General features: G+C 69.7%; 22 protein-coding genes and 1 tRNA gene. 18 read left to right on the forward strand and 5 right to left on the reverse strand.

Translation table 11 applies throughout. The features are described 5' to 3' along the window. The first annotated feature begins 62 nt into the window (after positions 1–62). The 12 genes from ABZU76_RS26600 to ABZU76_RS26655 all read left to right on the forward strand — a co-directional run bounded on the left by ABZU76_RS26600 (position 63) and on the right by ABZU76_RS26655 (position 11,716). The gene (locus ABZU76_RS26600) at positions 63–968 is read left to right on the forward strand and encodes a hypothetical protein (protein WP_354874132.1); all 906 of its coding nucleotides are present in this window, start codon (positions 63–65) and stop codon (positions 966–968) included. A 92-nt stretch (positions 969–1,060) separates the two neighbouring features. Further along, on the forward strand, positions 1,061–2,017 hold the full coding sequence (locus tag ABZU76_RS26605) for an ABC transporter ATP-binding protein (RefSeq protein ID WP_354874134.1): 957 nt from the start codon (positions 1,061–1,063) through the stop codon (positions 2,015–2,017). After that, entirely contained in the window at positions 2,014–2,754 is a 741-nt protein-coding gene (locus ABZU76_RS26610) for an ABC transporter permease (RefSeq protein ID WP_354874136.1), read from the forward strand. The genes ABZU76_RS26605 and ABZU76_RS26610 overlap by 4 nt, the downstream gene beginning before the upstream one ends. Before the next feature lie 105 nt (positions 2,755–2,859). Beyond that, positions 2,860–3,993, forward strand: coding sequence for a sensor histidine kinase (locus tag ABZU76_RS26615; RefSeq protein ID WP_354874214.1), 1,134 nt, complete (start codon positions 2,860–2,862; stop codon positions 3,991–3,993). Continuing rightward, on the forward strand, positions 3,990–4,595 hold the full coding sequence (locus tag ABZU76_RS26620) for a response regulator transcription factor (RefSeq protein WP_354874138.1): 606 nt from the start codon (positions 3,990–3,992) through the stop codon (positions 4,593–4,595). The genes ABZU76_RS26615 and ABZU76_RS26620 overlap by 4 nt, the downstream gene beginning before the upstream one ends. Before the next feature lie 52 nt (positions 4,596–4,647). Next, the gene (locus tag ABZU76_RS26625; protein WP_354874140.1) at positions 4,648–5,289 is read left to right on the forward strand and encodes a YdcF family protein; all 642 of its coding nucleotides are present in this window, start codon (positions 4,648–4,650) and stop codon (positions 5,287–5,289) included. 43 nt (positions 5,290–5,332) lie between these two features. Beyond that, positions 5,333–6,610, forward strand: a complete 1,278-nt coding sequence (locus ABZU76_RS26630; RefSeq protein WP_354874142.1) for a deoxyguanosinetriphosphate triphosphohydrolase — start codon at positions 5,333–5,335, stop codon at positions 6,608–6,610. A 246-nt stretch (positions 6,611–6,856) separates the two neighbouring features. Next, positions 6,857–7,945 carry a serpin family protein gene (locus ABZU76_RS26635; RefSeq protein WP_354874144.1) on the forward strand — a complete coding sequence of 363 codons (1,089 nt, stop codon included), beginning with the start codon at positions 6,857–6,859 and terminating at the stop codon, positions 7,943–7,945. Between the two features lie 110 nt (positions 7,946–8,055). After that, positions 8,056–9,777, forward strand: coding sequence for a glycosyl transferase (locus ABZU76_RS26640; protein ID WP_255638879.1), 1,722 nt, complete (start codon positions 8,056–8,058; stop codon positions 9,775–9,777). A gap of 3 nt (positions 9,778–9,780) precedes the next feature. Next, a complete protein-coding gene (locus ABZU76_RS26645; protein WP_354874146.1) occupies positions 9,781–10,368 on the forward strand; it encodes a CPCC family cysteine-rich protein in 588 nt (195 codons plus the stop codon). Continuing rightward, complete coding sequence (locus ABZU76_RS26650) at positions 10,268–10,783, forward strand: carboxymuconolactone decarboxylase family protein (protein ID WP_354874216.1); 516 nt, start codon at positions 10,268–10,270, stop codon at positions 10,781–10,783. Before ABZU76_RS26645 ends, ABZU76_RS26650 begins: the two co-directional genes overlap by 101 nt. 66 nt (positions 10,784–10,849) lie before the next feature. Further along, positions 10,850–11,716 (forward strand): GNAT family N-acetyltransferase, encoded by an 867-nt coding sequence (locus ABZU76_RS26655; protein WP_354874148.1) that lies wholly within the window; start codon positions 10,850–10,852, stop codon positions 11,714–11,716. Between the two features lie 13 nt (positions 11,717–11,729). Here ABZU76_RS26655 and ABZU76_RS26660 read toward each other — a convergent pair whose 3' ends face one another. Beyond that, complete coding sequence (locus tag ABZU76_RS26660; RefSeq protein ID WP_354874150.1) at positions 11,730–12,686, reverse strand: sigma-70 family RNA polymerase sigma factor; 957 nt, start codon at positions 12,684–12,686, stop codon at positions 11,730–11,732. A gap of 43 nt (positions 12,687–12,729) precedes the next feature. Between ABZU76_RS26660 and dnaG the strand changes: the two genes are divergently transcribed. The 3 genes from dnaG to ABZU76_RS26675 are packed head-to-tail and all read left to right on the forward strand — an operon-like array spanning position 12,730 to position 16,000. Continuing rightward, complete coding sequence (gene dnaG / locus ABZU76_RS26665; RefSeq protein ID WP_354874152.1) at positions 12,730–14,655, forward strand: DNA primase; 1,926 nt, start codon at positions 12,730–12,732, stop codon at positions 14,653–14,655. 1 nt (position 14,656) lies between these two features. After that, positions 14,657–15,181: a hypothetical protein gene (locus ABZU76_RS26670; protein WP_354874154.1), complete on the forward strand. Its 525-nt coding sequence runs from the start codon at positions 14,657–14,659 to the stop codon at positions 15,179–15,181. 54 nt (positions 15,182–15,235) lie between these two features. Continuing rightward, positions 15,236–16,000, forward strand: coding sequence for a trans-aconitate 2-methyltransferase (locus tag ABZU76_RS26675; protein ID WP_354874156.1), 765 nt, complete (start codon positions 15,236–15,238; stop codon positions 15,998–16,000). A gap of 52 nt (positions 16,001–16,052) precedes the next feature. On the opposite strand, the gene ABZU76_RS26680 is transcribed toward ABZU76_RS26675, so the two are convergent. After that, a complete protein-coding gene (locus tag ABZU76_RS26680) occupies positions 16,053–16,271 on the reverse strand; it encodes a hypothetical protein (RefSeq protein WP_220242757.1) in 219 nt (72 codons plus the stop codon). Between the two features lie 123 nt (positions 16,272–16,394). On the opposite strand from ABZU76_RS26680, the gene ABZU76_RS26685 reads away from it, so the two are divergent. The 3 genes from ABZU76_RS26685 (at position 16,395) to ABZU76_RS26695 (ending at position 20,357) form a co-directional block, all read left to right on the forward strand. Continuing rightward, positions 16,395–16,467, forward strand: a tRNA-Asn gene (locus ABZU76_RS26685). 200 nt (positions 16,468–16,667) lie between these two features. Further along, the gene (locus tag ABZU76_RS26690) at positions 16,668–16,943 is read left to right on the forward strand and encodes a hypothetical protein (RefSeq protein ID WP_354874218.1); all 276 of its coding nucleotides are present in this window, start codon (positions 16,668–16,670) and stop codon (positions 16,941–16,943) included. An 819-nt stretch (positions 16,944–17,762) separates the two neighbouring features. Continuing rightward, complete coding sequence (locus tag ABZU76_RS26695) at positions 17,763–20,357, forward strand: Pls/PosA family non-ribosomal peptide synthetase (RefSeq protein ID WP_354874158.1); 2,595 nt, start codon at positions 17,763–17,765, stop codon at positions 20,355–20,357. A 98-nt stretch (positions 20,358–20,455) separates the two neighbouring features. Here ABZU76_RS26695 and ABZU76_RS26700 read toward each other — a convergent pair whose 3' ends face one another. From ABZU76_RS26700 to ABZU76_RS26710, 3 genes are all read right to left on the reverse strand, one after another. Then, complete coding sequence (locus ABZU76_RS26700) at positions 20,456–21,640, reverse strand: ZIP family metal transporter (RefSeq protein WP_354874160.1); 1,185 nt, start codon at positions 21,638–21,640, stop codon at positions 20,456–20,458. Then, positions 21,637–22,683: a multicopper oxidase domain-containing protein gene (locus tag ABZU76_RS26705; RefSeq protein ID WP_354874162.1), complete on the reverse strand. Its 1,047-nt coding sequence runs from the start codon at positions 22,681–22,683 to the stop codon at positions 21,637–21,639. Before ABZU76_RS26705 ends, ABZU76_RS26700 begins: the two co-directional genes overlap by 4 nt. Before the next feature lie 753 nt (positions 22,684–23,436). Next, entirely contained in the window at positions 23,437–23,859 is a 423-nt protein-coding gene (locus ABZU76_RS26710) for a peptidase inhibitor family I36 protein (protein WP_354874164.1), read from the reverse strand. Positions 23,860–23,957 lie beyond the last annotated feature (98 nt).

A 23,957-nucleotide genomic window follows, 5' to 3' on the forward strand; every position in this document is an offset into this window, starting at 1 on the left:
GCTTTCGGCGGATCTTGCTGACCGACCGCAACCCGGCTCGACGCATGCTACGAAGGACGAACATGCCCGACTCTGGAGAAATCTGGCTGGTCGATTTCCTGCACCGCGGCTACCAGGAGCTGCGCGAGGCATGGGCTGTCTTTCTGGCCGATCCGTCGCGTGACCACACAGCGCCTGGTTTCTTGTGGAAGGAGGCGCCTGAGGACGCCCCGATAACTCCTCGGGATGTGTTCCTGCAGGTCGGTGAGCTGGTCGCGATCAACGCCGCGAAGTGCGTTCTGCACTACTTGCACGCACTTGCGAAGGCTTACTCGTGTGAGCGCATGCCGGAAGGCGATCCGAATCCCGACGACTGGCCGTCGACCGCTGTGTTCACGCTTGCCAGAGGCATGCTTGAAGCGACTGCGGTTGTGACTTGGCTGATGGATCCGCTGTTGGCCGAGCAGGACCGGATGTTTCGAGCGGCGCAGATCACGCTGTGGTCGGAGAAGAACGATCGCACTCGACCGGCGACGGAAACAGCTGCTGCGGTTAATCGATGGACGACTGCAGCCGAGGCAATCGGCTTCGAAGTCAAGGACGCCGGCCGGTGGAAGGTTCGCGTGGGTCTCGCCGGTGAATTCAAGACCTTCGGACACTCGTCGGTCATCAGAGATGTGTTCGGCCAGGTGGGCGCCGACCGGTACGCCCATTGGAGCGGTGTCGCGCACCAGGCCGCTTGGGCTCTCGCGCCTTGGACATCCGTGCGTATCGAGGAGGACGGAATGGGTGCCTACAGCTCGACAGCACGAGGGGAAACCGATCACCTCGACCTCGGCGTCGCGGTAGCAGAGATCGTGGCTGCGGCCGGCAAGTCCATCGCGGGGTACTGGGGGCGGGGCATCGATGATTTACGCGAGGTGACCTCGGCATTGGCCGGTGAGTTTCGTGAAGGAGCTCGGCAAGTGAGGTCCGCCACCCGGGTATGAGTTCGGCCTCGGCCCACCCCTGACACCTGTCACGGTCACGACGTGACGCTCGGCCTGCGGACCGACGCCGAAACCCCGGCAGTCTTCAGGGCATGGAAACCACACAGGCCACGCGCGGGGCGCGGGACGTCGCGGCGGGGGCCGCTGTCCGGTTGAGCGGGTTGAAGAAGCACTACGGCGAGGTGCGGGCCGTCGACGGGGTCGAGCTGACGATCGCGCCGGGTGAGGTGGTGGCGCTGCTCGGGCCCAACGGGGCCGGCAAGTCCACCACCGTCGACATGATCCTGGGGCTCAGCAAGCCCGGCGCGGGCGAGGTCACGGTGTTCGGCAAGACGCCGGCCGACGCGGTGCGCGCCGGGATGATCGGGGCGATGCTGCAGGGCGGGGCGCTGCTGGAGGACCTGACCGTGCGCGAGACCGTGCGCATGGTCGCGAAGCTGCACCGCACGCCGATGCCGCTCGACCAGGCGCTGCAGCGCGCCGGTATCGAGGACATCGCCGACCGGCGGGCCAACAAGCTCTCGGGCGGGCAGAAGCAGCGCGTGCGCTTCGCCGTCGCGCTGGTTTCGGACCCCGACCTGCTGGTGCTCGACGAGCCGACGGCCGCCATGGACGTTGGTACGCGGCGCGAGTTCTGGAAGTCCATGTACTCCTTCACCGACAGCGGCCGCACGGTCCTGTTCGCGACGCACTACCTGGAAGAGGCCGAGGAGTTCGCCGACCGCGTTGTGCTCATGCGGGCCGGGCGCGTGGTCGCCGACGGGTCCGTCGCGCAGGTGCGCGCGCTGGCCGGCGGGCGCACGATCCGGGCCGTGTTGCCCGGCGCCGGCGAGGAGACCGAGCGGCTCGTGGCGACGCTGCCCGCGGTGACCGACTTCGAGCTGCGCGGCGAGCGCGTCGCGATCTCCAGCAGTGAGTCGGACGCCACGCTGCGCGCGCTGATGGCCGCCGTGCCGGCCGTGCACGACATCGAGATTGGCGCCGTCGGCCTCGAAGGCGCGTTCCTTTCCCTGACCAGCGACGAAAACCAGGAAGAAGCAGCCCGATGAACCCGTCCTACCTCGCCGTCGAGATCCGGCGGCTGTTCCGCTCCATGCGGTTCCTCATCTTCGTCGTCGCCTTCCCCGTGGTGATGTTCCTGTTGCAGGCCAACGTCTTCACGAAGGCGACCGACCCGGACCACGCCGCGGTGGTGGCCGTGGTGATGGTCAACATGATGGCGTTCGGCCTCTTCGCCGCGGCGACCACCAACGGCACGCGCCTGGCCCTCGAACGCGCCAGCGGCTGGCAGCGGCAGCTGCGGCTTACCCCGCTGTCGGGTACGTCCTACCTCGGGGGCAAGGCCGTGGCGGGCATGCTCGTGGGCCTGCCCGCGCTGCTGCTGGTGCCGCTCGTGGCGATCTTCGTCGAGGGCGTGCACCTTGACGGGGCCGGCTGGCTGCGCGTGATCATGGGCCTGTGGCTCGGCACCATCCCGCTCGTGCTGCTCGGCCTGCTGATCGGCCAGATCGCGACGCCGGAGTCGATGCAGCCCATCTCCATGATCGTGATGCTCGGCATGGGCTTCCTCGGCGGCCTGTGGATCCCGCTGGAAGGCATGCCGGCGTGGATGCAGGACGTGTCGCAGCTGCTTCCCACCTACTGGCTGATCGGGCTGGTGCGCCCGGCCGTGACCAACGAGCTGCTCGTGAGCTTCCCGACCGCGCTCGCGGTACTGGCGGGTTGGGCTGTGGTCCTCGGAGCGCTCGTGATCAGGCGATACCGTAAGGACAGCGCCCGGGTCTGACCGGGACGGGAGGGAACGACAGTGGAGCGGACGAAGGACGACCCTGGGTCCATCGCGCGGCCCCGGTTCGCGATCCGCGACCGGGCCACGTGGTGGGACGACCCGATGCCCGAGAAGAAGGGCGGGCCCGGCAAGGTCGGCTGGCCGATCTTCGCGGTGCTGTTCCTCCTGCCGTACCTGGTGCCGGCCACCCGCGGCCTGGCGGAGAACACCGGCCCGATGTGGGCGCGGGTGGCGCTGGGCGTGCTGGTCTACGCCTACGCCGCCTGCTACGTGATCTTCCCGGTCGCCTTCGGCAAACCTCGCCGCTTCAAGGTCGTGTTCGGGCTGGTCATGCTGTCGTTGGGCCTGCTGGTCACGCTGCTGATCGACTCCAGCCCGTTCATCCTGCTCTACGGCACCGCCACGCTCGCGTTCCTCTACCCGCCGGGATGGGCCGCGATCTTCGACACGGTGGCGCTCGGCTCGGTCACCCTGGTGCTGCTGGCCGACGGCCGGTTCGAAGGCAACGGCGGCGACCTGATCTCCGTCGCCTCCATCACGATCGCGATGTTCTTCATGGCCAACCTCATCCGCGCCATCCGCCGCCTGGAACGGGCCAACCAGGAGATCGCGACGCTCGCCGTGGCCAACGAACGCCAGCGCGTGGCCCGCGACCTGCACGACCTGCTGGGCCACAGCCTCACCACGATCACCGTGAAGGCCGGGCTGGCGAGGCGGGTGCTGGAGAGCTCCGGAGACGTCGGGCGCGCGGTCGAGGAGATCCGCGAGGTCGAGGGCCTCACCCGCAGCGCTCTGTCGGACGTGCGGCTGACCGTGTCGGAGTACCGCGAGGTGTCGCTGGCCGCGGAACTCGCCGGGGCGCGCGCGGCGCTGCGGGCGGCGGAGATCGAGGCGGACCTGCCCTACGCCGTGGACAATGTGCTGCCGCAGCTGCAGAGCACCTTCGGCTACGTGCTGCGCGAAGCGATCACCAACGTGCTGCGCCACTCCGGGGCCAACCGCGTCAGCGTGCGGTTCGGGCGCGACTGGCTCGAGGTGGAGGACGACGGGGCCGGGGCGGACGCGGCGCAGGGCAACGGGCTGCGCGGGCTGACCGAGCGCGTCGGCGGCGTCGGGGGGACGCTGCGCAGCGGGCCGCGGCCCGGGGGAGGATGGGTGGTCCGGGCGGAGGTTCCGGAACCGGAGCCGCCGGCCGTCCAGGCCGTGCGCGCCGAACCCGCGGGAGGACTTGCGTGATCCGCGTTCTGCTGGCCGACGACCAGGCGATGGTGCGGGGAGCCCTGGCCACGGTGCTCGGGCTGGAGGCCGACATCGAAGTCGTGGCGCAGGTCGGGTCGGGCGACGAGGTGCTGGCCGCGGCGAAGGAGTCGGCGCCGGACGTCGCGCTGCTCGACGTGCAGATGCCCGGGAAGGACGGCCTCGCGGCTGCCGCGGAGCTGCGCACCGCGCTGCCCTCGTGCCGCGTGATCATCTGCACGACCTTCGGCCGGCCCGGGTACCTGGCGCGCGCGATGGCCGCGGGCGCCGCGGGGTTCGTGGTGAAGGACGCACCGCCGGAGCAGCTCGTGGAGGCCGTCCGGCGGGTCCACAGTGGACTGCGCGTGGTGGACCCCGCGCTGGCGGCCGAATCGCTGGCGACCGGGGCGAGTCCGCTCACCGGGCGGGAGTGCGACGTGCTCTCGACCGCGCGCGACGGCAGCACGGTCGCGGACATCGCGAAGGCGCTGTTCCTCTCGGAAGGCACTGTGCGCAACCACCTTTCGGCCGCGATCGGCAAGACGGGCGCCCGCACGCGCGCCGAGGCCGTGCGGCTGGCGGAGGAACGCGGCTGGCTCTGACGCCCGGGGTGCCTGCGCCGGAATCGCGTGCGGCTCTGAAAAGATGGCGGGCATGAGAACACCACCCACGCCTGTGAGCTGGCTGCGCCGCATCGCGTTCGGCGGGGTGCTCGTGGTGCTCGCCGTCGTCGGCGGCACGGCGTTTCGCGTGTGGCAGGTCGCGCGCGAGAACGACCGCACGCCGGCCGACGTGATCGTGGTGCTGGGGGCGGCGCAGTACAACGGCAAGCCGTCGGACATCTTCACGGCGCGGCTGGAAAAGGCGCGCCAGCTCTACGACGCGGGTGTCGCGAAGACCGTGGTGACCGCCGGCGGCAAGAAGGCGGCCGACAACTTCACCGAGGCCGCGGCCGGCGCGCGGTGGCTGAACCAGCACGGCGTGCCCGCCTCGGCGACGCTGGCGGTCGGCGAGGGCAGCGACACGTTGCGGAGCCTGCGGGCCGTGGCCGACCAGGTGCAGGCGCGCGGCTGGCACACGGCGGTGCTCGTGAGCGACCCGTGGCACTCCTACCGCGCGCGGACGATGGCGTCGGACCTCGGTCTCGACGCGTGGACCGCGCCGACGCACAGCGGCCCGATCGTGCAGGAGCGCGTGACGCAGGTCCGCTACATCTTCCGCGAGACGGGCGCGCTGCTGTTCTACGAGCTCACGAAATCGCCGGCCGACGAGCTGTTCGACACCTTCATGGGCTGAACTTCCCCGGGGAATTGTCGGTGGCCGCGCTTAAGCTGACCGGGTGAGCGACGGGTACTCCGAGTACGACCGCGCCCGGGTGCTGGCCGAGGCACCCAAGGGCGCGGCGCTGGCAGGCGCACGGCCCGACGGGCGCAGCGACTTCGCGCGTGACCGCGCCCGCGTGCTGCATTCGGCCGCGCTGCGGCGGCTGGCGGGCAAGACACAGGTGGTCGGTCCCGGCGAAGGGGCCGAGGTCAGCGGGGTGCCGCGCACGCGGCTCACGCATTCGCTGGAGGTCGCGCAGATCGGGCGCGGCATCGCCGAGGAGCTGGGCGCCGACCCGGACCTCGTCGACACGGCCGGGCTCGCGCACGACATCGGGCACCCGCCGTTCGGGCACAACGGCGAGCAGGCGCTCGACGACGTCGCCCAGGCGTGCGGCGGATTCGAGGGCAACGCGCAGACGTTGCGCATCCTCACGCGCCTGGAACCGAAGTCCCTCGACGACGCCGGCGCGGCGGCAGGCCTCAACCTCACGCGCGCCTGCCTCGACGCGACCACGAAGTACCCCTGGCGGCGCCGGCCGGGGCAGCAGAAGTACGGCGTGTATACCGACGACGTGCCCGTGTTCGAGTGGGTGCGCTCCCGCGCGCCGGGCGAGCGGCGGTGCCTCGAGGCCCAGATCATGGACTGGTCCGACGACGTGGCTTACTCCGTCCATGACGTCGAGGACGGCGTGCTGGCTGGGCGCATCTCGCTGAGCGTGCTGGCGGATCCGGACGAACGCGCGGCCGTCGCGGAGGCCGCGGCGCGGCACTTCTCCACGCTGTCGGCGTCCACTTTGGAGGGCGCGGCTAAGGAGCTGCTCGACCTGCCCGTGGTGGCCGCCCTCGTTCGCACCGCCCCGGACGGCTCGCTGCGCGCGCAGGTGGCGCTGAAGCAGCTGACGAGCGAGCTCGTGGGCCGCTTCGCCTCCGCCGCGGTCACCGGCACCCGCAGCGTCTACGGCGAGGGCCCGTTGATGCGCTACGGCGCCCGCCTCGCCGTCCCGGACCAGGTCGCGGCGGAGGTCGCGCTGCTCAAGGCGCTGGCCCTGCGCTACGTCATGAGCGACCGCCGCCGCCTCGCCATGCAGGACGGCCAGCGTGAGCTGATCGCGCAGCTGGTCGCCGCCCTCCTGCGCCGCGCACCGGAGTCGCTCGACCCGCTCTTCGTGCCCCCGTGGCACGCGGCCGCCGCCGACGCCGCGCGCCTGCGGGTGGTCGTCGACCAGGTCGCCTCGCTCACCGACGCGCAGGCCCACGAATGGCACCGCTGGCACGTGGGCCGGCCCGTCTGACCTGTCGCTGTCTCGACCACCCGCCTTCTTGACCACCGCCCGGCCCTCTGCGCTCCGCTTGCCGACGGCCTTCGCAGTCCTGCCAACCGCACCCCAATGTGGCGTTGGTTGCGCTCAACGCACCGAACGCCGCATTGGGGTGCTGCGGCCGGCAGGAGGGGAGAAGCGGGGCCTGAGAGGGGGAGGCGAGGCTTCGGCTGATCGGTTCCGTGCCGCCGGAACCACCCGGTCGGGTACGGTCGCGGCATGGCCGTGGACAGCCACTTGGACTTCACGCTCGCCCTGGGACGCACCGCCGCGGCGGGTGGGGGTGACGCGTGTTTTTCGCCGTACTCCGCGGCCAGCGCGCTGGGCCTGGCGGCCCGGGCGGCGCGCGGGCGGACCGCCGAGGAGCTGCGCAAGCTCCTGGCCACCAGCGACGCCGACCTGGACGCGCACGCCACGGTGCTGCGCGACGCCGCGGCGCTCGGCGATGAAGCCCAGCTGGCCGTGGCCAACACGCTGTGGGCGTCCGACGCCATCACCGTCGAGAGCGCCTTCCTCGACCAGCTCGTCACCTGGCCCGGCGGCAAAGCCGAGACCGCGCCCTTCACGACCGACCCCGAAGCCGCGCGCGGGCTGATCAACACCGACGTCGACCGGATCACCCACGGCCTGATCCCGGAGCTGCTGCCCTCGGGCACGATCAGCGCCGACACCCGCGCCAGCCTCGTCAACGCGCTCTACCTCAAGACCGCCTGGCGCCACCCGTTCCCCGACGGCGCCACCGCCCGCGCCGACTTCCACAGCCCCGGGGCGACCCGCCGGGTACCGACCATGCACCTCGAAGAGACCGTCGGCTACCACCACGCCGACGGCTGGCAGGTCGTGAGCCTCCCCGCGCAAGGCGGCGTCGAAGCCGTCGTCCTGCTCCCGGACGGTGACCTCGCACCCGCCGAAGCCGCGCTCGACACGCGGAACCTCAAGCGGCTCCTCGACGGCCCGAAACGCCGCAAGGTGCGCCTCTCGCTGCCCAAGATCAAGCTCGACGTCCGCACCGACCTCGACGGCGCCCTGCGCGCGCTGGGCGTGCGCGAGGTGTTCACCACCGACGCCGATCTCACCGGGCTCACCGCCGCGCGCCCGCTGTGGGTCGACAGCGTGGTGCACCAGGCTGTGCTGCGCCTCGACGAGCAGGGCCTCGAAGGCGCGGCCGCCACGGCGATCCAGATGCGCACGTTGTCCCTGTCCACGGCCGAGCCGCTCGAAGTCGCGGTGGACCGGCCGTTCCTCCTGCTCGTCCGGCACGCCGGCACCGGCGCGGTGTACTTCTTCGCGCGGGTGGTGCGCCCGTAGTGAGTCTTTTCCAACCGGAAGCGAGGACCGAGCTGATCCCCGCCGTTCCCGGGCCGTCCGCGCCCGCCGTCACGCCGAAGCCGCGCCCGTCGTGGGCCGACGCCGGCATCATGGCGGCTTTCGTCGCGTTCGCCTTCATCCTGTACGGCGGCCTCTGGGACGACCTGGGCACGGGCTACCTGTGGAACAGCGCGTCCGACCAGAACCTGTGGGAGTGGTTCTTCGACGTCACCGCGAAGTCCGTGCTGCACCTGCAGAACCCGCTCAACTCGGACCTGCAGAACTACCCGCTCGGCGTGAACATGATGGCCAACACGGCCATGCTCGGCGTCGGGATCCCGCTCACGCCGATCACGCTCGCCTTCGGCCCCACGGTCACGTGGGCCATCGCGCTCACCGGCAGCCTCGCCGGCACCGCGGCCGCCTGGTACTGGGTGTTCTCGCGCCACCTCGTGCGGCACCGCGCGGCGGCGGCGATCGGCGGCGCGGTGGCCGGGTTCGCGCCGTCGATGATCTCGCACGGCAACGCGCACCCGAACTTCGTCGCGTGGTTCGTGCTGCCGTTCCTGGCGCTCAAGGTGATCCATTTGGCGCAGGGCCGCAAGCTCGTGCGCAACGGGATCTGGCTCGGCGTGCTCACCGCGTACCAGATCTTCCTCGGCGAAGAGCCGCTGCTGATCTTCGCGCTGGGCTTCGTGATCTTCGCCGTCGCGTACCTCGCGTCGCGCCCGCGGGAGATCAAGGCGATGGTGCGGCCGCTGCTGCTCGGCGGCGGGCTGGCCGTGGTGATCACCGGCGTGCTGGTGGTTTTCCCGCTGTGGTGGCAGTTCTTCGGCCCGCAGAGCTACTCCGGCCTGGAGCACGGCCCGGTCGGCAACGACCTCGCCGCGTTCACGCGGTTCGCCACCCAGTCGATCGCCGGCCAGCCCGACGCCGCGGCCGACGTGTCGATCAACCGCACCGAGGAGAACGCGTTCTTCGGCTGGCCGCTCATCGCGCTCATGGTCGTGGTCACGATCTGGCTGTGGCGCGAGGCCGTCGCGCGCTCGCTCGCGATCGCGATGTTCCTCATGGCGTGGCTGTCGATGGGCGTCGAGCTCATGGCGGTGCACGTGGACACCGGCGTGGCCGGGCCGTGGAAGCTGCTGGCGGACCTGCCGCTGTTCGAGTCGCTGCTGGAGTCGCGCCTGGCGATGGCGTGCGTGCCCGCGATCGGCGCGCTGCTGGCGATCGCCACCGAGCGCGTGTTCGCGACGGCCGAGACTCTGCCGGATCCGGAAGAGGGCAAGCACCGGCTGCCCCTGCGCCTGCTCTGGGTGGGCGCGGTGATCGCCGTGCTCCTCCCGATCGCGCCGACGCAACTGCTGGTCAAAGACCGCCCACCCACGCCGGCCTTCTTCGCCGACGGCACTTGGCGCACCTACGTCGCCCCTGGTGGCACCGTGGTGCCCGTCCCGCTGCCCGGCTCGGGCGAGTCGGAGCCGCTGCACTGGCAGATGGACGCCGGCCTGGGCTACGCGATGCCCGAGGGCTACTTCGTCGGGCCGAGCGGCCCCGACGACAAACGCGGCCGCTACGGCTCCTACCAGGTCCCCACGTCCACCCTCCTCGACCGCGTCCGCGACTCTGGCGAGGTCCAGCCCGTCACCGACGCCGACCGCGACCAGACGATCAAGGACCTGCGCTACTGGAACGCCAGCGTCCTCGTCCTCATCCCGCGCGAGCACGCCGACGCGTACCGCGCCACCGTCGAGCTGCTGCTGCGCAAACCCGCGCAGTTCGTCGACGGGGTGTGGATCTGGGACGTGCGTGCGGTCACGGCCCGCCGCTAGCTGATGGCCCAGTACCCGTGCCCGTGCTGTGGGCACCTGGTGATCGAGGAATCGCCGGGCTCCTACGCGATCTGCGCCGTGTGTTTCTGGGAAGACGACGCGATCCAGCTGCGGTGGCCCGACTGGCGTGGCGGTGCGAACCGCGCGTCCCTGATCGAGGCCCAGCGGGTGTACGCCGAGCTCGGGGCGATGGAGCCTCGCTTCACCGGCCGCGTACGCCCGGCCGCTGCTTCCGAACCGATCGACCGAGGCCGGCGCCAGGTGGATCTCGCCGTCGACGACTTCGAGTCTCGGGATGTCAGCGATGAGCCGTGGCCGGCCGATCGCACCTCGCTGTACTGGTGGCGGCCGGACTACTGGCGTCGACGCCGACGGTCCACTGTCACATTCGCGCGGCCCGTCTCGTTCCTCCGTCAGTACCGACGAAGAGGAGACGACCATGCCCCGCATCCCGGCGAAGCGCACCACCGAGGCCGGCCCGCTGCTGAAGCTGCTCTACCGGTTCGCCGGAAAGCGCTTCGGCGCCGTGCCCGAGCCGATGGCCGTGATGGCCCACAACCCCGGGCTGCTGCGCGCGACCGTGGTCCATGAGCTGATGGCCGAGAAGGCGTCGAAGCGGTTGCCCGCCAACGTGCGCGAGCTGGCGGTGTACCGCGTCGCCACGCGGATCGGGTGCTCGTGGTGCGTGGACTTCGGCAGGATGCTGCAGCGCCACGAAGGCCTCGACATCGAGCGGCTGCGCCACATCGACGACTACGCGACCTCGCCCGCGTTCTCGCCCGCCGAGCGGCTGGCCGTGGCCTACGCCGACGCGATCTCGGGCGCGCAGGTCAGCGTGACCGACGAGCAGGTGGCCGAGCTCGAAGCCGAGTTCGGCCGCGCCGGTGTGCTGGAGCTGACCTACCAGATCGCGCTCGAGAACTCCCGCGCGCGCATGAACAGCGCGCTCGGCATCGTCGACCAGGGCTTCACCTCGGGCGACGCGTGCCGGGTGCCGATGCCGTGACAGCCAGGTGTCCCCGGCCCGGCAATTCGAGTGCCCGCTCCGGGCTGAAGGTGTTTCATCACCACCGTGGCCATCGAACTGAGCACACCGGACGCCGGCCGGCTCGGCGACGTCGTCCGCGCCCTTCGCGACTGGCAGAGCGACGCCGCGCCGATCCAGCTGCACCCGGGCGACCTGGGCTGGTACTGGCAGTTCGGTGCGGACGCGATGGCGGCGGGGGTGCGGACCTGGAGACGGGACGGACAGCTTCTGGCCATCGGGTTCCTGGACAGTCCCGACGTGGTGCGGATGACTGTCGCGCCCTCGGCCTGGCGCGAGGAGGGGTTGGCTCACCAGGTCGTCGCGGACATGTCCGAACCACGACGTGGCGTCCTGCCGGCGGGAAAGGCCTCCATCGAGGCACCGGACGGCACCCGGGTGCAGGAGCTGCTGTCCGAGGTCGGCTGGAGCGCCGGCGAGCCGTGGACGCCGCTGCGCCGCGACCTCACGGGGCCGGTGGACCAACCGGGTCTGCGGGTCGAGGTCGTCGGGCCCGGGCAGGAGTCCGAGTTCACCGCCGTCCACCGGTCGGCGTGGGGCCGCCCGCGGTTCACCGACGAGCTGTGGCGCGCGATGACGGCCGGGTTGCCGTACACCGACGCGCGGTGCCTGCTCGCTCGCGACGGCCAAGGCGTTCCGGTGGCGGGAGTGACGGTCTGGTCGGCCGGTCCGGGGAAGCCCGGGTTGCTCGAACCGATGGGCGTCCACGCCGACCATCGCGGGCGCGGCTGCGGCCGGATGATCTGCGTCGCCGCGGCGGCCGAGCTCAAGAAGCTGGGTTCGTCGAGCGCACTGGTCTGCACCCCGAGCTCCCGTGACGCCGCCGTCGCCACCTACGAGTCGGCCGGTTTCCGGCGCCTACCCGAGCGGCTGGACCGAACGCGAGGCGCCTGAAGCCTGACAACGCTCAGTCGCTCGAGTCCGCCGACTCGGGACGCGTGATGTGCGTGAGCTTGTCGGGGTTCACGATGTCGTAGATGGCCACGATGCGGCCGTCGCGCAGGCTCATGGACTGCACGTGCTCGTCGACGGAGAGGAACCCGTCGTGCCCGGGCATCGGCGGGAGCCAGAGGCCGAGGTCGCCGTTGACGAGGATCGGGGCACCGCGGCTGATCACGCCGGGCTCGTACTTTTGGATCAGGCCCAGGAAGAAGCGCGACAGCTTGTCGGCGCCCACCATGATCTGGCGCGTGGTGCGGCCCTTGCCGTCGGAGTCGCCGATGAGCACGACGTCCGGGTGCAGCACCTTCGCCATCGCCAGGATGTCGCCGGCCAGCAGCGCGGTCACGAACTTCTCCAGCACCTGCTGCTGCTCCGTGAGCTCGGCGCGAGGCGGCGGGTCGGCGCTCTCGAGCGCGCGCCGGGCCCGGGAGCCGTGCTGGCGGGCTGCTTCGGGCGAGCAGCCGAGGATCCCGGCGATCTCCGCGAACGGCACGGAGAACGCGTCGTGCAGCACGAACGCCACGCGCTGCTCGGGCGTGAGCTTGTCGAGCACCACGAGCGCGGCCATGCGGATGCCGTCGTCGCGCACGGCGGCTTCGAGCGGATCCTCGCTCACCGGCGCGCCGAACGGCGTCACGATCGGCTCGGGCAGCCACTGGCCCACGTACTGCTCGCGCCGCGCGGGCGCCGAACGCAGCCGGTCGAGGCAGATGCGGCCCACGACGGTGGTCAGCCAGGCCCGCAGGTCGCGGATGCCGGCGCGCCCGGCGTCGTCGAGCGCGGCCAGGCGCAGCCACGCTTCCTGCACGGCGTCCTCCGCGTCCGAGCGGGTGCTCGTGAGCCGGTAGGCCACCCCGATCAGGTGGCCGCGGTGGCCGGCGAACTCCGCAGCGAGGTCGTCGAGTGCCGTCGGTGTGCGCATGAGGCCGAGTGTGCCGCAAAGCCACCGGGGAGGGAGAACTATTGTGGATACCGTGGCAGGACGGATTCGGGAGAGCGACATCGCGGAGGTGCGTGAGCGCAACCGGATTGACGAGGTCGTCGGGGAGTACGTCGCGCTTCGGCGCGCCGGGGGCGGCAGCCTGAAGGGGCTGTGCCCGTTCCACAACGAGAAGACCCCGTCGTTCAACGTGCGCCCCACTCACGGCACGTTCCACTGCTTCGGCTGTGGCGAGGGCGGCGACGTCATCAAGTTCATCCAGAAGATCGACCTCGTCTCGTTCGTCGAGGCGGTCGAGCGGCTGGCGGACCGCGTCGGCATCCGGTTGAACTACGAGGGCGGCGGCGGGAGCGTGCAGCGCGACCGCGGCACGCGTTCGCGACTCATCGAGGCGCACCGCGCGGCGAGCGAGTTCTACATCGAGCAGCTGGTGACCGACGAGGCCCGCGCCGCGCGCGACTTCCTCTCAGAGCGCGGGTTCGACGCCGCCGCGGCCAAGCAGTTCGGCTGCGGCTTCGCCCCGGGCGGCTGGGACAAGCTGACGAAGCACCTGCTCAACCGCGGGTTCGAGGTCAAGGAGCTGCTCGCGGCGGGGCTGTCCAAGGAGGGCCAGCGCGGCCCGATGGACCGCTTCCACCGGCGGCTGGTGTGGCCGATCCGCGACGTCGGCAACGACGTGGTGGGCTTCGGCGCGCGGCGGCTGTTCGACGACGACCGCATCGAGGCGAAGTACCTCAACACCTCCGAGACGCAGATCTACAAGAAGTCGCAGGTCATGTTCGGCCTCGACCAGGCCAAGCGCGAGATCGCGAAGCGCCACCAGGTGGTGGTGGTCGAGGGCTACACCGACGTGATGGCGATGCACGCGGCCGGTGTGCCGACGGCCGTCGCGTCGTCGGGCACCGCGTTCGGCGAGGACCACATGAAGGTGCTGCGCCGGCTGATGATGGACGACGACGCCTTCCGCGGCGAGATCGTCTTCACCTTCGACGGCGACGCGGCGGGCCAGAAGGCCGCGCTGAAGGCGTTCGAGGGCGACCAGACCTTCGCCGGGCAGACCTACATCGCGGTGGCGCCCGACGGCATGGACCCGTGCGAGCTGCGCATCGCGAAGGGCGACGCGGCCGTGAAGGACCTCGTCGCCCGCCGGACGCCGCTGTTCGAGTTCGTGATCAAGAGCACGCTCAAGCAGTTCGACCTCGACGCGGTCGACGGCCAGGTCTCGGCGCTGCAGAAGACCGTGCCAATGGTCGCGGCCATCAAGGACCGCGCGAGCCGCGACGGTTACGCCTCCAAGCTCGCGTGGTGGGTCGGCTGGCAAGACGTGGCGCAGGTCGTGAACCGCGTGCGCGGCGCCGCCGGGACCACGGCCAAGCGTGGCGGCCAGACGCCGCAGCTGCGTCAGCCCGCCTCCCGGCAGGCTGCCGCGCCGGAGCCGGCTCAGGAGAAGCAGGACCTGCCGCGGCCCGCACCCGGCGACCCGCGGTTCATGGGCCAGCGCGAGGCGCTCAAGGCCGCGCTGCAGCAGCCCGCGATCGCCGGGCCGGAGTACGACTCGCTGCCCGAAGAGGCGTTCACGCACCCCGCGTACGTGGCCGTGCACCTGGCGTTGCTGAAGGCCGGCGGCGCGGCGTCGGGGCTCACCGGCTCGGCCCTGCTCGACGCCGCGACGCAGCACTGTCCGGAAGGGACGGTTCGGCGCGTGCTGAGCGAGCTGGCCGTGGAACCGTTGCGCGCCTTGGGAGAAGTGGACTCGCGCTACATCTCCGGCGTGCTCGCGGGAGTGCAGGAGAGCCTCGTCGGCCGCCAGATCGGCGAGATCAAGTCGAAGCTGCAACGGCTTTCGCCGGTCGAGGCGCCCGACGACTACCGCGCGCTGTTCGGCGACCTTGTCGCGCTGGAGCAGTACCGCAAGTCGCTGCGTGAGCAGGCCGCGTCCGGATGGGACTGACATGGGCTGGCTGAACCGTCTGATGGGCGGGGGACTCCCCGCGGACTTCCCGGGCGAGCTCGCTGCGGGCGAAAACGTGATCGCGGTCGCGGGCGTCGAAGGCGGCGGCGAGCTCGTGGTGACCAGCCTGGGCCTGTGGATCCCCGCCGAGGGCGGCCCCCGGCGCGTCTACTGGCACCTCGTGGCCAAGGCCGCGTGGGCCGAGGGCGTCTTCGAGCTCACGGAGTCCGAGGAGACCGGCGAGGCCGGCGCCGTGATGGTGGTCGTCGACCGCCCGCCCGTGCGGTTCCGGCTGCCGGCGCCGGGCAAGGTGCCGCCGCAGGTGCGCCTGCGCGTCGACAGCTCCGTGCGCTCACGCCACCGCCACGACTTCGGCACCGGCGGCGGCGCGTGGTTCGTGCAGCGCAAGGTCCCCGGCCGCGACGGCACGGTGCTCCAAGTGCGACCCGACCCGGGCACCGACCCGGCGCTGGTGGAGGCGATCGCCGGGGAAGTCGCCGAGAAGCTGGCCAACCCGGGGGAGTAAGCAGTACGCTTGTACTCAGTACGGGCGTACGGTTTATCTTTCGGGAGGTTCGCCATGTGGGATCCGGCCAAGTACCTCGACTACGCGGACCTCCGGGCCCGCCCCTTCTACGACCTGATCGGGCGAATCTCGTCCGACGCGCCCCGCCGCGTCGTCGACCTGGGCTGCGGCCCGGGCAACCTCACGCTCGACCTGGGCCGCCGCTGGCCCGGCGCCACGCTGGAGGCCCTGGACAGCTCGCCGGAGATGGTGGACGCCGCCCGCTCTCGCGGAGTGGACGCGCACGTCGCCGATGTACGCGAGTGGGCGCCGCGCCCGGACACGGACGTGGTGGTCTCCAACGCCGTGCTCCAGTGGGTGCCGGGCCACGACGACCTGCTGCGCCACTGGGTCTCGCAGCTGGCCTCGGGTGCCGTGCTTGCCGTGCAGGTGCCGGGCAACTTCGCTGCCCCGTCGCACCGCCTCACGCGCGAGCTGGCGGCCTCCCCGGCGTGGTCCTCGCGCCTGGCTTCCCTCGTTCTGCGGGAGAACGAGGCGGTGTCGTCGCCCCTGGAGTACGCCTCCCTGCTGGCCGACGCGGGCTGCCTCGTCGACGCCTGGGAGACGACGTACATGCAGCGCCTGGCCGGTGAGAACGCCGTGCTGGAGTGGATCACCGGCACCGCCCTGCGCCCCATCCGCGCCGCCCTCCCGGACAACGACTGGGCGTCCTTCCGCACCGAGCTGGCCCCGCTCCTCGACGAGGCCTACCCGCCCCGCGCCGACGGCACGACGTGGTTCGAGTTCCGGCGCATCTTCTTCGTCGCGCGGATCCCCTGACCCCGCCGTTTCCGGGCGCGCTCACGGGCCCCCTCAGCGGTACGCGTGCGGGTCAGTGGCCCCGGCCGAACTTCTCGCCGACCTTGGCGCGCGCCACTCCCGCGGCGCCCTGGACCATCGGGTGGTCGATCACCTTGCGGTAGGTGCGCACGATCTGCTCGTACCGTCCCCGGCCGGCCTTGGTCCCCAGCACGTATCCCAGACCCACGCCCAGCAGGAACTTCTTCATCAGCGGCCACGCCTCTCGTTCGTCGGACTCCCGACTCTCCATTGTCCAGCAATCCGGCGCCCCCTGGGCGTGATCCGCGAAGAGGGGCCCCCTGTTCGGGTGGCGCAGGCGGTGCGCTAAAGTTCTTTCCATCGCGCCGGACATCCGGCGCACAACTGAATACGATCCCCTGTAGCTCAACTGGCAGAGCATTCGGCTGTTAACCGGAGGGTTCTTGGTTCGAGTCCAAGCGGGGGAGCATCCAAGCCTAGGTCGCTGACCTGGGCTTTTTTGTTGCCTGCGGGTAGGGGCGTTTGAGGGGCTACAAAACCTCTGAGTTCGTGGCGGCGGGCCTCGGCTGCGCTTCACACAGTCAGGGCTGTCGGCGAACGGTTCAGGTAACTGACCGGTGACGCTTCGCTTGGCGGCGAAGACGATCTCGACCGGCTGGGTGGTTCGATCCGGCTCGCGGTGCACACGGTCGTTCGAAGTCGTGGCTGGCTTTGGCCGGACGCGGCGGGAAGCGCAGTCGAGCTGATGCCCGGCGATGTCACGCTGGGCCGGGGTGGGCCTGATCACCACATCGGCCACGAGCCAAGCGCCGAATGCCTCGATCCGGAGCTGCTCGTGCCGGCGATCCGCAGTGACGTCCGCACGAGCCCGACCGCGGCCACGCTGGTTCACTGCCTCGGCAGATCCGCGGCTGAACGCCGCGTTGCAGGTCATGCAAGGTGAGGCAGAGAAGGCGTGGACCGTCGCCGACCTGGCCGCCGTAAGCGCCGCCGCCTTCCGCTCTTCGCGAGCGTGGTGACCTTGGTGTTGAACGTCGCGGGACCGCTGATCGCCGGCGAATACGGCAAACCCGCTTTCGACGCGGTCGGGCCGTTCCTCTTGATCGGCTGGGCCGAGAGGAACGGCGGCTCGGTTCGACGTCGGTCGCAAGGAGCCTGGGCCATCTGGGGTCGTTCAGCAGGCATCTGGCGGTCGACCGGCCGAGGTGTTCCTGGAGCAGGTCCGCCGGGAGGGCGCGGTTCACCAGCGGCGCATATCTGCATGTCGAAGCGAATGTGAGGTAGCGAAGATGATCTGTCGACTCCGCTCGTGTCGTCGGCGTCTACCGTCCTCCGCTGAGTACTTTCGCGGCCGCGCTCCAACACTGCTTCTTGCCGTCCGGTCCGAGTGATCACAGGACCCGTCAGATATTGTCTCCACGCCGTCGACGAAAAACGACGCCCGATCACTGTCTTTACGCCCGCGTGACGAATGTCGAATGTGATCCACCAGATCAAATCGTGACGTCACGGTGACGCGGGTCAAATCTGTGTGAGGTGGCATTGTTCCACCGTGCTCAGCGCTGGTATTCGTGCATCCAAAAGGATCAGTTTCACCTGATCAGTCGTGAAGGTGTTGGAATCTTGCACGCACGTCCTTGCGGGCGCGGCGTCTGGTGTGTCACGGTGACGGAACTGGGTTGCTGTGCGTTCAAGGGTGTTCGCGAGCAGATCCTCGTCGCAATGCGCGAGAACGTTCACCACGCCTTCGCTGCCGGATTCGGTGCGTGCTCAACCCGCCTTGGGTTGGTTATCGGTTCGGCATAGATTTCCGATCAATGGGGTTCATGCGGTGAGTGAGTCATTCAACGTCCCGCCAGAAAAGCAACGTGACTCTGTGCGCGGCCAGGGCGGCAACGTAGAGGTGGCAGGCAGCGCCGAGCGCGTGTTCGCCAAGGTGCTGGCGGACGTCGTGCGTGTCGATCGGGTGTCGGTTGACAGTGATTTCTTCGAAGATCTCGGCGCCAACTCGCTGGTCATGGCTCATTTCTGTGCGCGGGTGCGTAAGCGCGAGGAGGTGCCGTCGGTGTCGATGAAGGACGTTTACGCCAACCCGACGATCAGAAGCCTGGCGGCATCAGTCGGAGGCGCTGCACCCGCGTTGGCTGAGCCTGCGGCTGCGAAGCAGGCCGATGCACCTCCTCGTGCCGGCACGGCAAAGTATGTCCTTTGTGGACTATTTCAGTTCCTGGCGTTCGTGGGTTACTCGTACTTGGCGGCGCTGCTCGTCGTACGCGGCGTGACCTGGGTGTCTGCCGCCGGAACGAACCTGCTGGACATCTACCTGCGGCTGGTGCTGTTCACCGGCGCTGCGTTCGTCGGCCTGTGTGTGCTGCCGATCGTGGCGAAGTGGGTGCTGATCGGCCGGTGGAAGCCGCGGCGGATCCGAGTGTGGACCCTCGACTACTTCCGGTTCTGGCTGGTCAAGACGCTGGTGCAGCGCAACCTGGTGGCGCTGCTTTTCCTGGGCTCACCGCTGTACGTGCTGTACCTGAAAGCACTCGGGGCGAAGATCGGCCGGGGAGTCGCGATCTTCTCCCGCAACGTGCCCGTGTGCACCGACCTGCTCACGATCGGCGAGGGTTCGGTGATCCGCAAGGACTCCTTCCTCCTCGGTTACCGGGCCGAGGCCGGCGAGATCCAGACCGGTTCGGTGACCCTCGGGAAGGACGTGTTCGTGGGGGAGTTGTCGGTGATCGACATCGACACCTCGATCGGCGACGGGGCGCAGCTCGGACACGCGTCGTCACTGCACCCCCGACAGGCGGTGCCGGCGGGTGAGCATTGGCACGGGTCACCGGCGCGGCGGACCGAGACCGACTACCGCGGCGTCGGTCCCGCGGGATGCGGCATGGTGCGCCGGTTCTGCTACGGCGTCTCGCAGCTGCTGGCCGTGCTGCTGGTGTACCTGCCGTTGGCCATCGGCGGCTTGGACCTACTGCTTGCCACCGCCCCGCAGCTCGCGACGTTCCTGAACTCAGAGCCGCTGCAGTTCACCAGTTGGGCCTTCTACCTCGACGCGCTCGCCGTGTCGTTCGTGATCTTCTTCGGCGGATCGCTCATCACCCTGCTGCTCGTCGCGGCCGTCCCGCGTGTGCTCGGCGTCGTCCTGAAACCGGACAGGGTTTATCGCCTGTACGGTTTCCGCTACTCGCTGCACCGGGCGATCCGCGTGGTCTCCAACCTGAAGTTCTTCATCACGCTCTTCGGCGACAGCTCGGCCATCGTGCACTACCTGCGGTACCTCGGGTACCGGATGCCCGACCTCCAGCAGACGGGGTCGAACTTCGGGTCCGTGGTCAAGCACGAAACCCCGCAGCTGAGCACCGTCGGCAGCGGCACGATGATCGCGGACGGCCTGTCGATCATCAACGCAGACTTCTCCAGCACGTCGTTCCGCGTGGCCCGAACGAAGATCGGCGGGCACAACTTCCTCGGCAACAACGTCGCGTATCCCGCGCAGAGCCGGGCGGGCGAGAACTGCTTGCTGGGCACCAAGGTGCTGGTGCCGGTCGACGGCCCGGTGCGCGAGAACGTGGGGCTGCTCGGTTCGCCGAGCTTCGAGATCCCGCGCACGGTGGCGCGGGACCGGCAGTTCGACCACCTCAGGAGCGGCGATGCGCTGCGCCGGGGCCTCGCCGCGAAGAACCGGCACAACTCCGTCACCATCGTGATGTTCCTGCTGGTGCGCTGGATCTATTTCCTGGGCCTCGTTCTGCTCGGCTGGGCCACCACGGACGTCTACCCCGTGCTCGGGCTGTCGGCGATCGCGCTGGCGTCGCTCGTCGGGATGCTGTTCAGCGTCTGTTACTTCACCCTGGTCGAACGCGCCTCCCAAGTGATCCACCCTCTGCAGCCGCTGTACTGCTCGATCTACGACATCCGCTTCTGGCGGCACGAACGGTTCTGGAAGGCCGCTGCGATGGCCTACGTGCAAGCCTTCAACGGCACACCGTTCAAAGGCGTGATCTGGCGGATGCTCGGGGCCCACATCGGCCGCCGGCTTTTCGACGACGGCTGCGGGTTACCGGAAAAGACCCTCGTGACGATCGGCGACGACGTCACGTTCAACCCCGCCAGCAAACTGCAGTGCCACTCCCAGGAGGACGGCACCTTCAAGGCCGACCGCATCGCCGTCGGGTCCGGCTGCACGATCGGAGTCGGGGCCCTGGTCCACTACGGAGCATCGATGGGCGACGGCGCGTCGCTCACCGCCGACTCCTTCCTCATGAAGGGCGAGGAGGTACCACCCCATGCTTGGTGGGGCGGCAACCCGGCCAGCGAGATCCGAGCCCAAGACTCACGGGTCTCCGCTTGAGCCCTCGGCGTACGAAGTAGTCGCCCTAGGCCTCGACGCCGCGAGAGCGGGATGGGTACGGCGCCCAGCTCGGCAACGGTGTCCGTGGGCGGTTTGGCTCAGACGGTGACGAGGAGCCCGGTGAGGTACATCGCGAGCAGACCGGCGGCGGCACCGCCGATCGTGGTGGGGTCGAGCATCCGGGCGTGGCGGTCTCTCAGGGATGGGGCGATCTGGATGATGACCTGTGCGATCGCGCCGACGCCGATGCCGAGCAGGAACGCGGAGAGTTCCGCGTTTCTCACGGTGGCGCCGACAAGTGTTCCGGCGATCGCTGGTGCGCCGGCGAGGATGCCGAGGCCCAGCAGGCGGAGCAGCGGGGGACGTTGCTCGGTCAGGGGCGCGACGATCGCGAGACCTTCGGTGGTGTTCTGGATGGTGAACCCGACGACCAGAGCGGTGCCGAGGGCGAGTTCGCCGACGGTGTAGGCGGCGCCGATCGCGAGACCTTCGCCGAGGTTGTGCAGGCCGATCCCGATCGCGATCATGACGGCCAGGCGGGTTCCGGTCGCCCGTTCCAGCTCCTCTTCGCAGCGGCCGGCTTTCAGGCGGTGGTCGACTGCGGTGAGGGCGAGGAAGGCCAGCACGGCGCCGAGCACGACGAGGGCCGGACCGCCGAACGCGCCTCCGCCGCGCCCGGCGAGCTCGACACCTTCGAGCGTCGCGTCCACGGCGAGAAACGCAAGCAGCCCGACGGTCACGGCCAGCAGCACGCGCATTCCCCGGGCGCCGATCCGGCGCAGCACGGGCAGCAACAGCATGCCGAGCACGACGGGGATGATTCCGACGTAGGTACCCAGCAGGGCCATCACGGCGAAGAAGCCGCCGTTGGCGGGCGGGGTGCTCACCGCGGCCGGGATCTCGTGTTCGATCGCCAGGCCGGTGGAGGTCAGCATCGCGACCGTGTACGGCTGTCCGTTCTGCCACGGGTAGGTCAGCCGTAGTGTGTCGGTGCCGAGCCGTTGGATCGGCCCCGTCCCGCCGGTGAAGTCGACGTAGGTGTCGTTGACGAACACCTGCGCGACCTGCACCGGATCCGGGCCGGTGTTGCGCAGGGTCAGTTCGATCGCGCCCGGGGTCAGCTGGGTGTGTTCGACGATGAGCTGCTCGATCGGTGGTCCGGTGCGTTCGGGCAGCGACCGGCCCCCGAGTACGGCAAGTGCTGCCAAGGCGATCCCGACGAGGACGACACCGGCGATCGCGGGCAGCCATGCCCGCAGCCCCGCCGTGCGGCCGTCGGTCATTCGGTCACCTCGAAGAAACCCATCCAGCCGAGTTCGGCGAACTCCGTTTTGTGAGCGTGGAACATGAACTTCCCGGTGTGCGGGAATCGCAGCTCACAGATTCCGCGCTGGCCCTGGGCCTGAACGACGGTGTCGGTGTACTCGGAGGGTTCGAGGCGGGTGCCGGTCGGGTAGTAGTCGAAGAAGTTGCCGTGCAGGTGGAAGCTGTTGATCGGGTCGTATTCGAGAATGTTGACCAGGTAGATCCGGACCAGCTCGCCGCGGCGGACCCGGATCGGCTCGTGCATGTAGTGGAACGGGATGCCGTTGACCGCGTAGAGCTGATTGCCCTGCCCGTCGAAGGTCGTGTTGTAGCCGTGCATCACCATGACCAGCTCATCGGCCGGCGGACGCGGCTGGGGCGGGTCGACGATGAAGGTGCCGTACATGCCGCGGGCGATGTGCTCGGCCAGCGGACCCACGTGACAGTGGTAGAGGTGCAGCCCGAACGGCTGAGCGTCGAACTTGTACACCACGCTGTGCCCGGGTTCGATGACCCCGGGCCCGATGTTGGGGACCCCGTCCATCTCGGCCGGGTGGATACCGTGGAAGTGCATCGTGTGCGGGTGGGCCGAGCCGTTGGTGAACCGCACCCGCAGCAGATCGCCCTGCCGGCAGCGCAAGGTCGGACCGGGCACCCGTGCGTTGAACGTCCAGGCCGGGAACCGGACACCGGGCGCGACCTCCACGTCCTCGTCACTGGCGAAGATCTCCCACTCCCGCAGCGGGCGGCCCCGGTCGGTCCGCGAGACGCGGCCGTAGTCGAAGTCGCGCAGGACCTCGCTGGGGTGGAAACCGTTCGCCCGATGGTCGACGGTGCCGCCCTGGCGGAACATCGGACCGTTCACGCCGCCGCCGTGCGCGCCCGCATGCCCGCCCGCATGCGTGCCGGCCGGAGTGACCGGCTCCTCGGACGATGCGGGCAGGGCGCAGGCGCCAAGCGCGAGGCCCGCGGTGCCCGCCAGGGCACCTCCCAGCAGGAACCGGCGTCGCGTCGCGGCCATCACGCACCTCCTTCGGGGGCAACCACCGTGCCGCATACGGCTCGGATGCGGCCTCCAGCTCGACGCTGCGTGTCCGGTGGGTCATCGCTTTTCCCGGCGGCACCCGACCGCCAGTTTTCGGTGTTCCAAACTTATATGTGTGCCGATGCGAATACAACCGTTCGGGGCATAGCGACCTCCGCTGCGACCTGCGGTGCATCGAGTTCGACCAAGTTGAGTCGTTGTGCGCTGCGCAGCCACAGGCAGAGCAGACCGCCGGACGCGCCGTGCGCCTGTGGGCGCTGGGTGATCCGACCCGGCTGAGGATCGCGCATGCCTTGTATGTCGGCGACGAGGTCTTCGTGTGCGGCCTTTGGCCCGGATCGTCGGAGCGTCACAGGGGCGTGTGTGTCGCGAGAACTCCCTCGGGCCCCTGGCGCTCTGGGGCAGCCTCGCCCGGACGGTCGCTGAAATTCGGCTGAGTTTGCCGGGTACGAAACTTTCTTGTATCGGGCAGAACCCCGGCAACGGTGTGTTGCCGGGGTTCTGTCGTGTTCAGGATCGCTATGACGCCGTCGGTGTCTCTGCCTTGGTCGTGTTGCGCGGTCCCGGATCTCGACGGCCTACCAGAGAAGGTCGCCGTCGGGCGGGGGCCGACGTGGTGACGGTGACGATCGACATCGATTTCGTCGCCGAGGCGTACGTGCATCGGTTGTGACCGCTCAGCCCTGCCGGTTCCTTCTCTTCCCCGCAAGGCTGAGCTGTCTCTGCGGTTTACAGCGACCGGAACAGGTGGCTGGCGTTGTTGTTCAGTAGCTCGGGAACGAAGTTGCCCCAAGTGCCGGGGTAGTAGGTCATTTCGGCGCCGCCGTAACCGCTGTTGTAGTACACCGTGACCTTGTATTTGGTGCGGTTCCACGCGGAGATGGCGTTGTTCTTGACGCAGGTGTTGATCCCCCGGCCGGCTCCCTTGAACTCGTAGCAGGTCGGCTGGGAGTCGCCGTAGTTTGAGATCGAGCCGGTAAAGTCCGACAACGACTCCGTCCGTTCATTGCCCCAGTAGAGGCAGAATTCCCCCGCGTCACAGTGTCCGTCACGAGCCGCTGCTTGAGCCGTGCTGACTGTCGTGGCCGCGAGAACGACACTGGCCCCGACGGCGACCGAGGTCCGCGCAAGGACCTTTCCGTTGTTCCTCAACAGAATCCTCCCCTGTTCGCTGAAATGTTCCCTGGCACGTGGGGACATACCGGCATTTTTGCGCAGTAAAGGCTGATTCAGGGAGGATCCGGCTAAAG

It is taken from the genome of Amycolatopsis sp. NPDC005232 (genome assembly GCF_040607795.1).
Taxonomy (GTDB): domain Bacteria; phylum Actinomycetota; class Actinomycetes; order Mycobacteriales; family Pseudonocardiaceae; genus Amycolatopsis.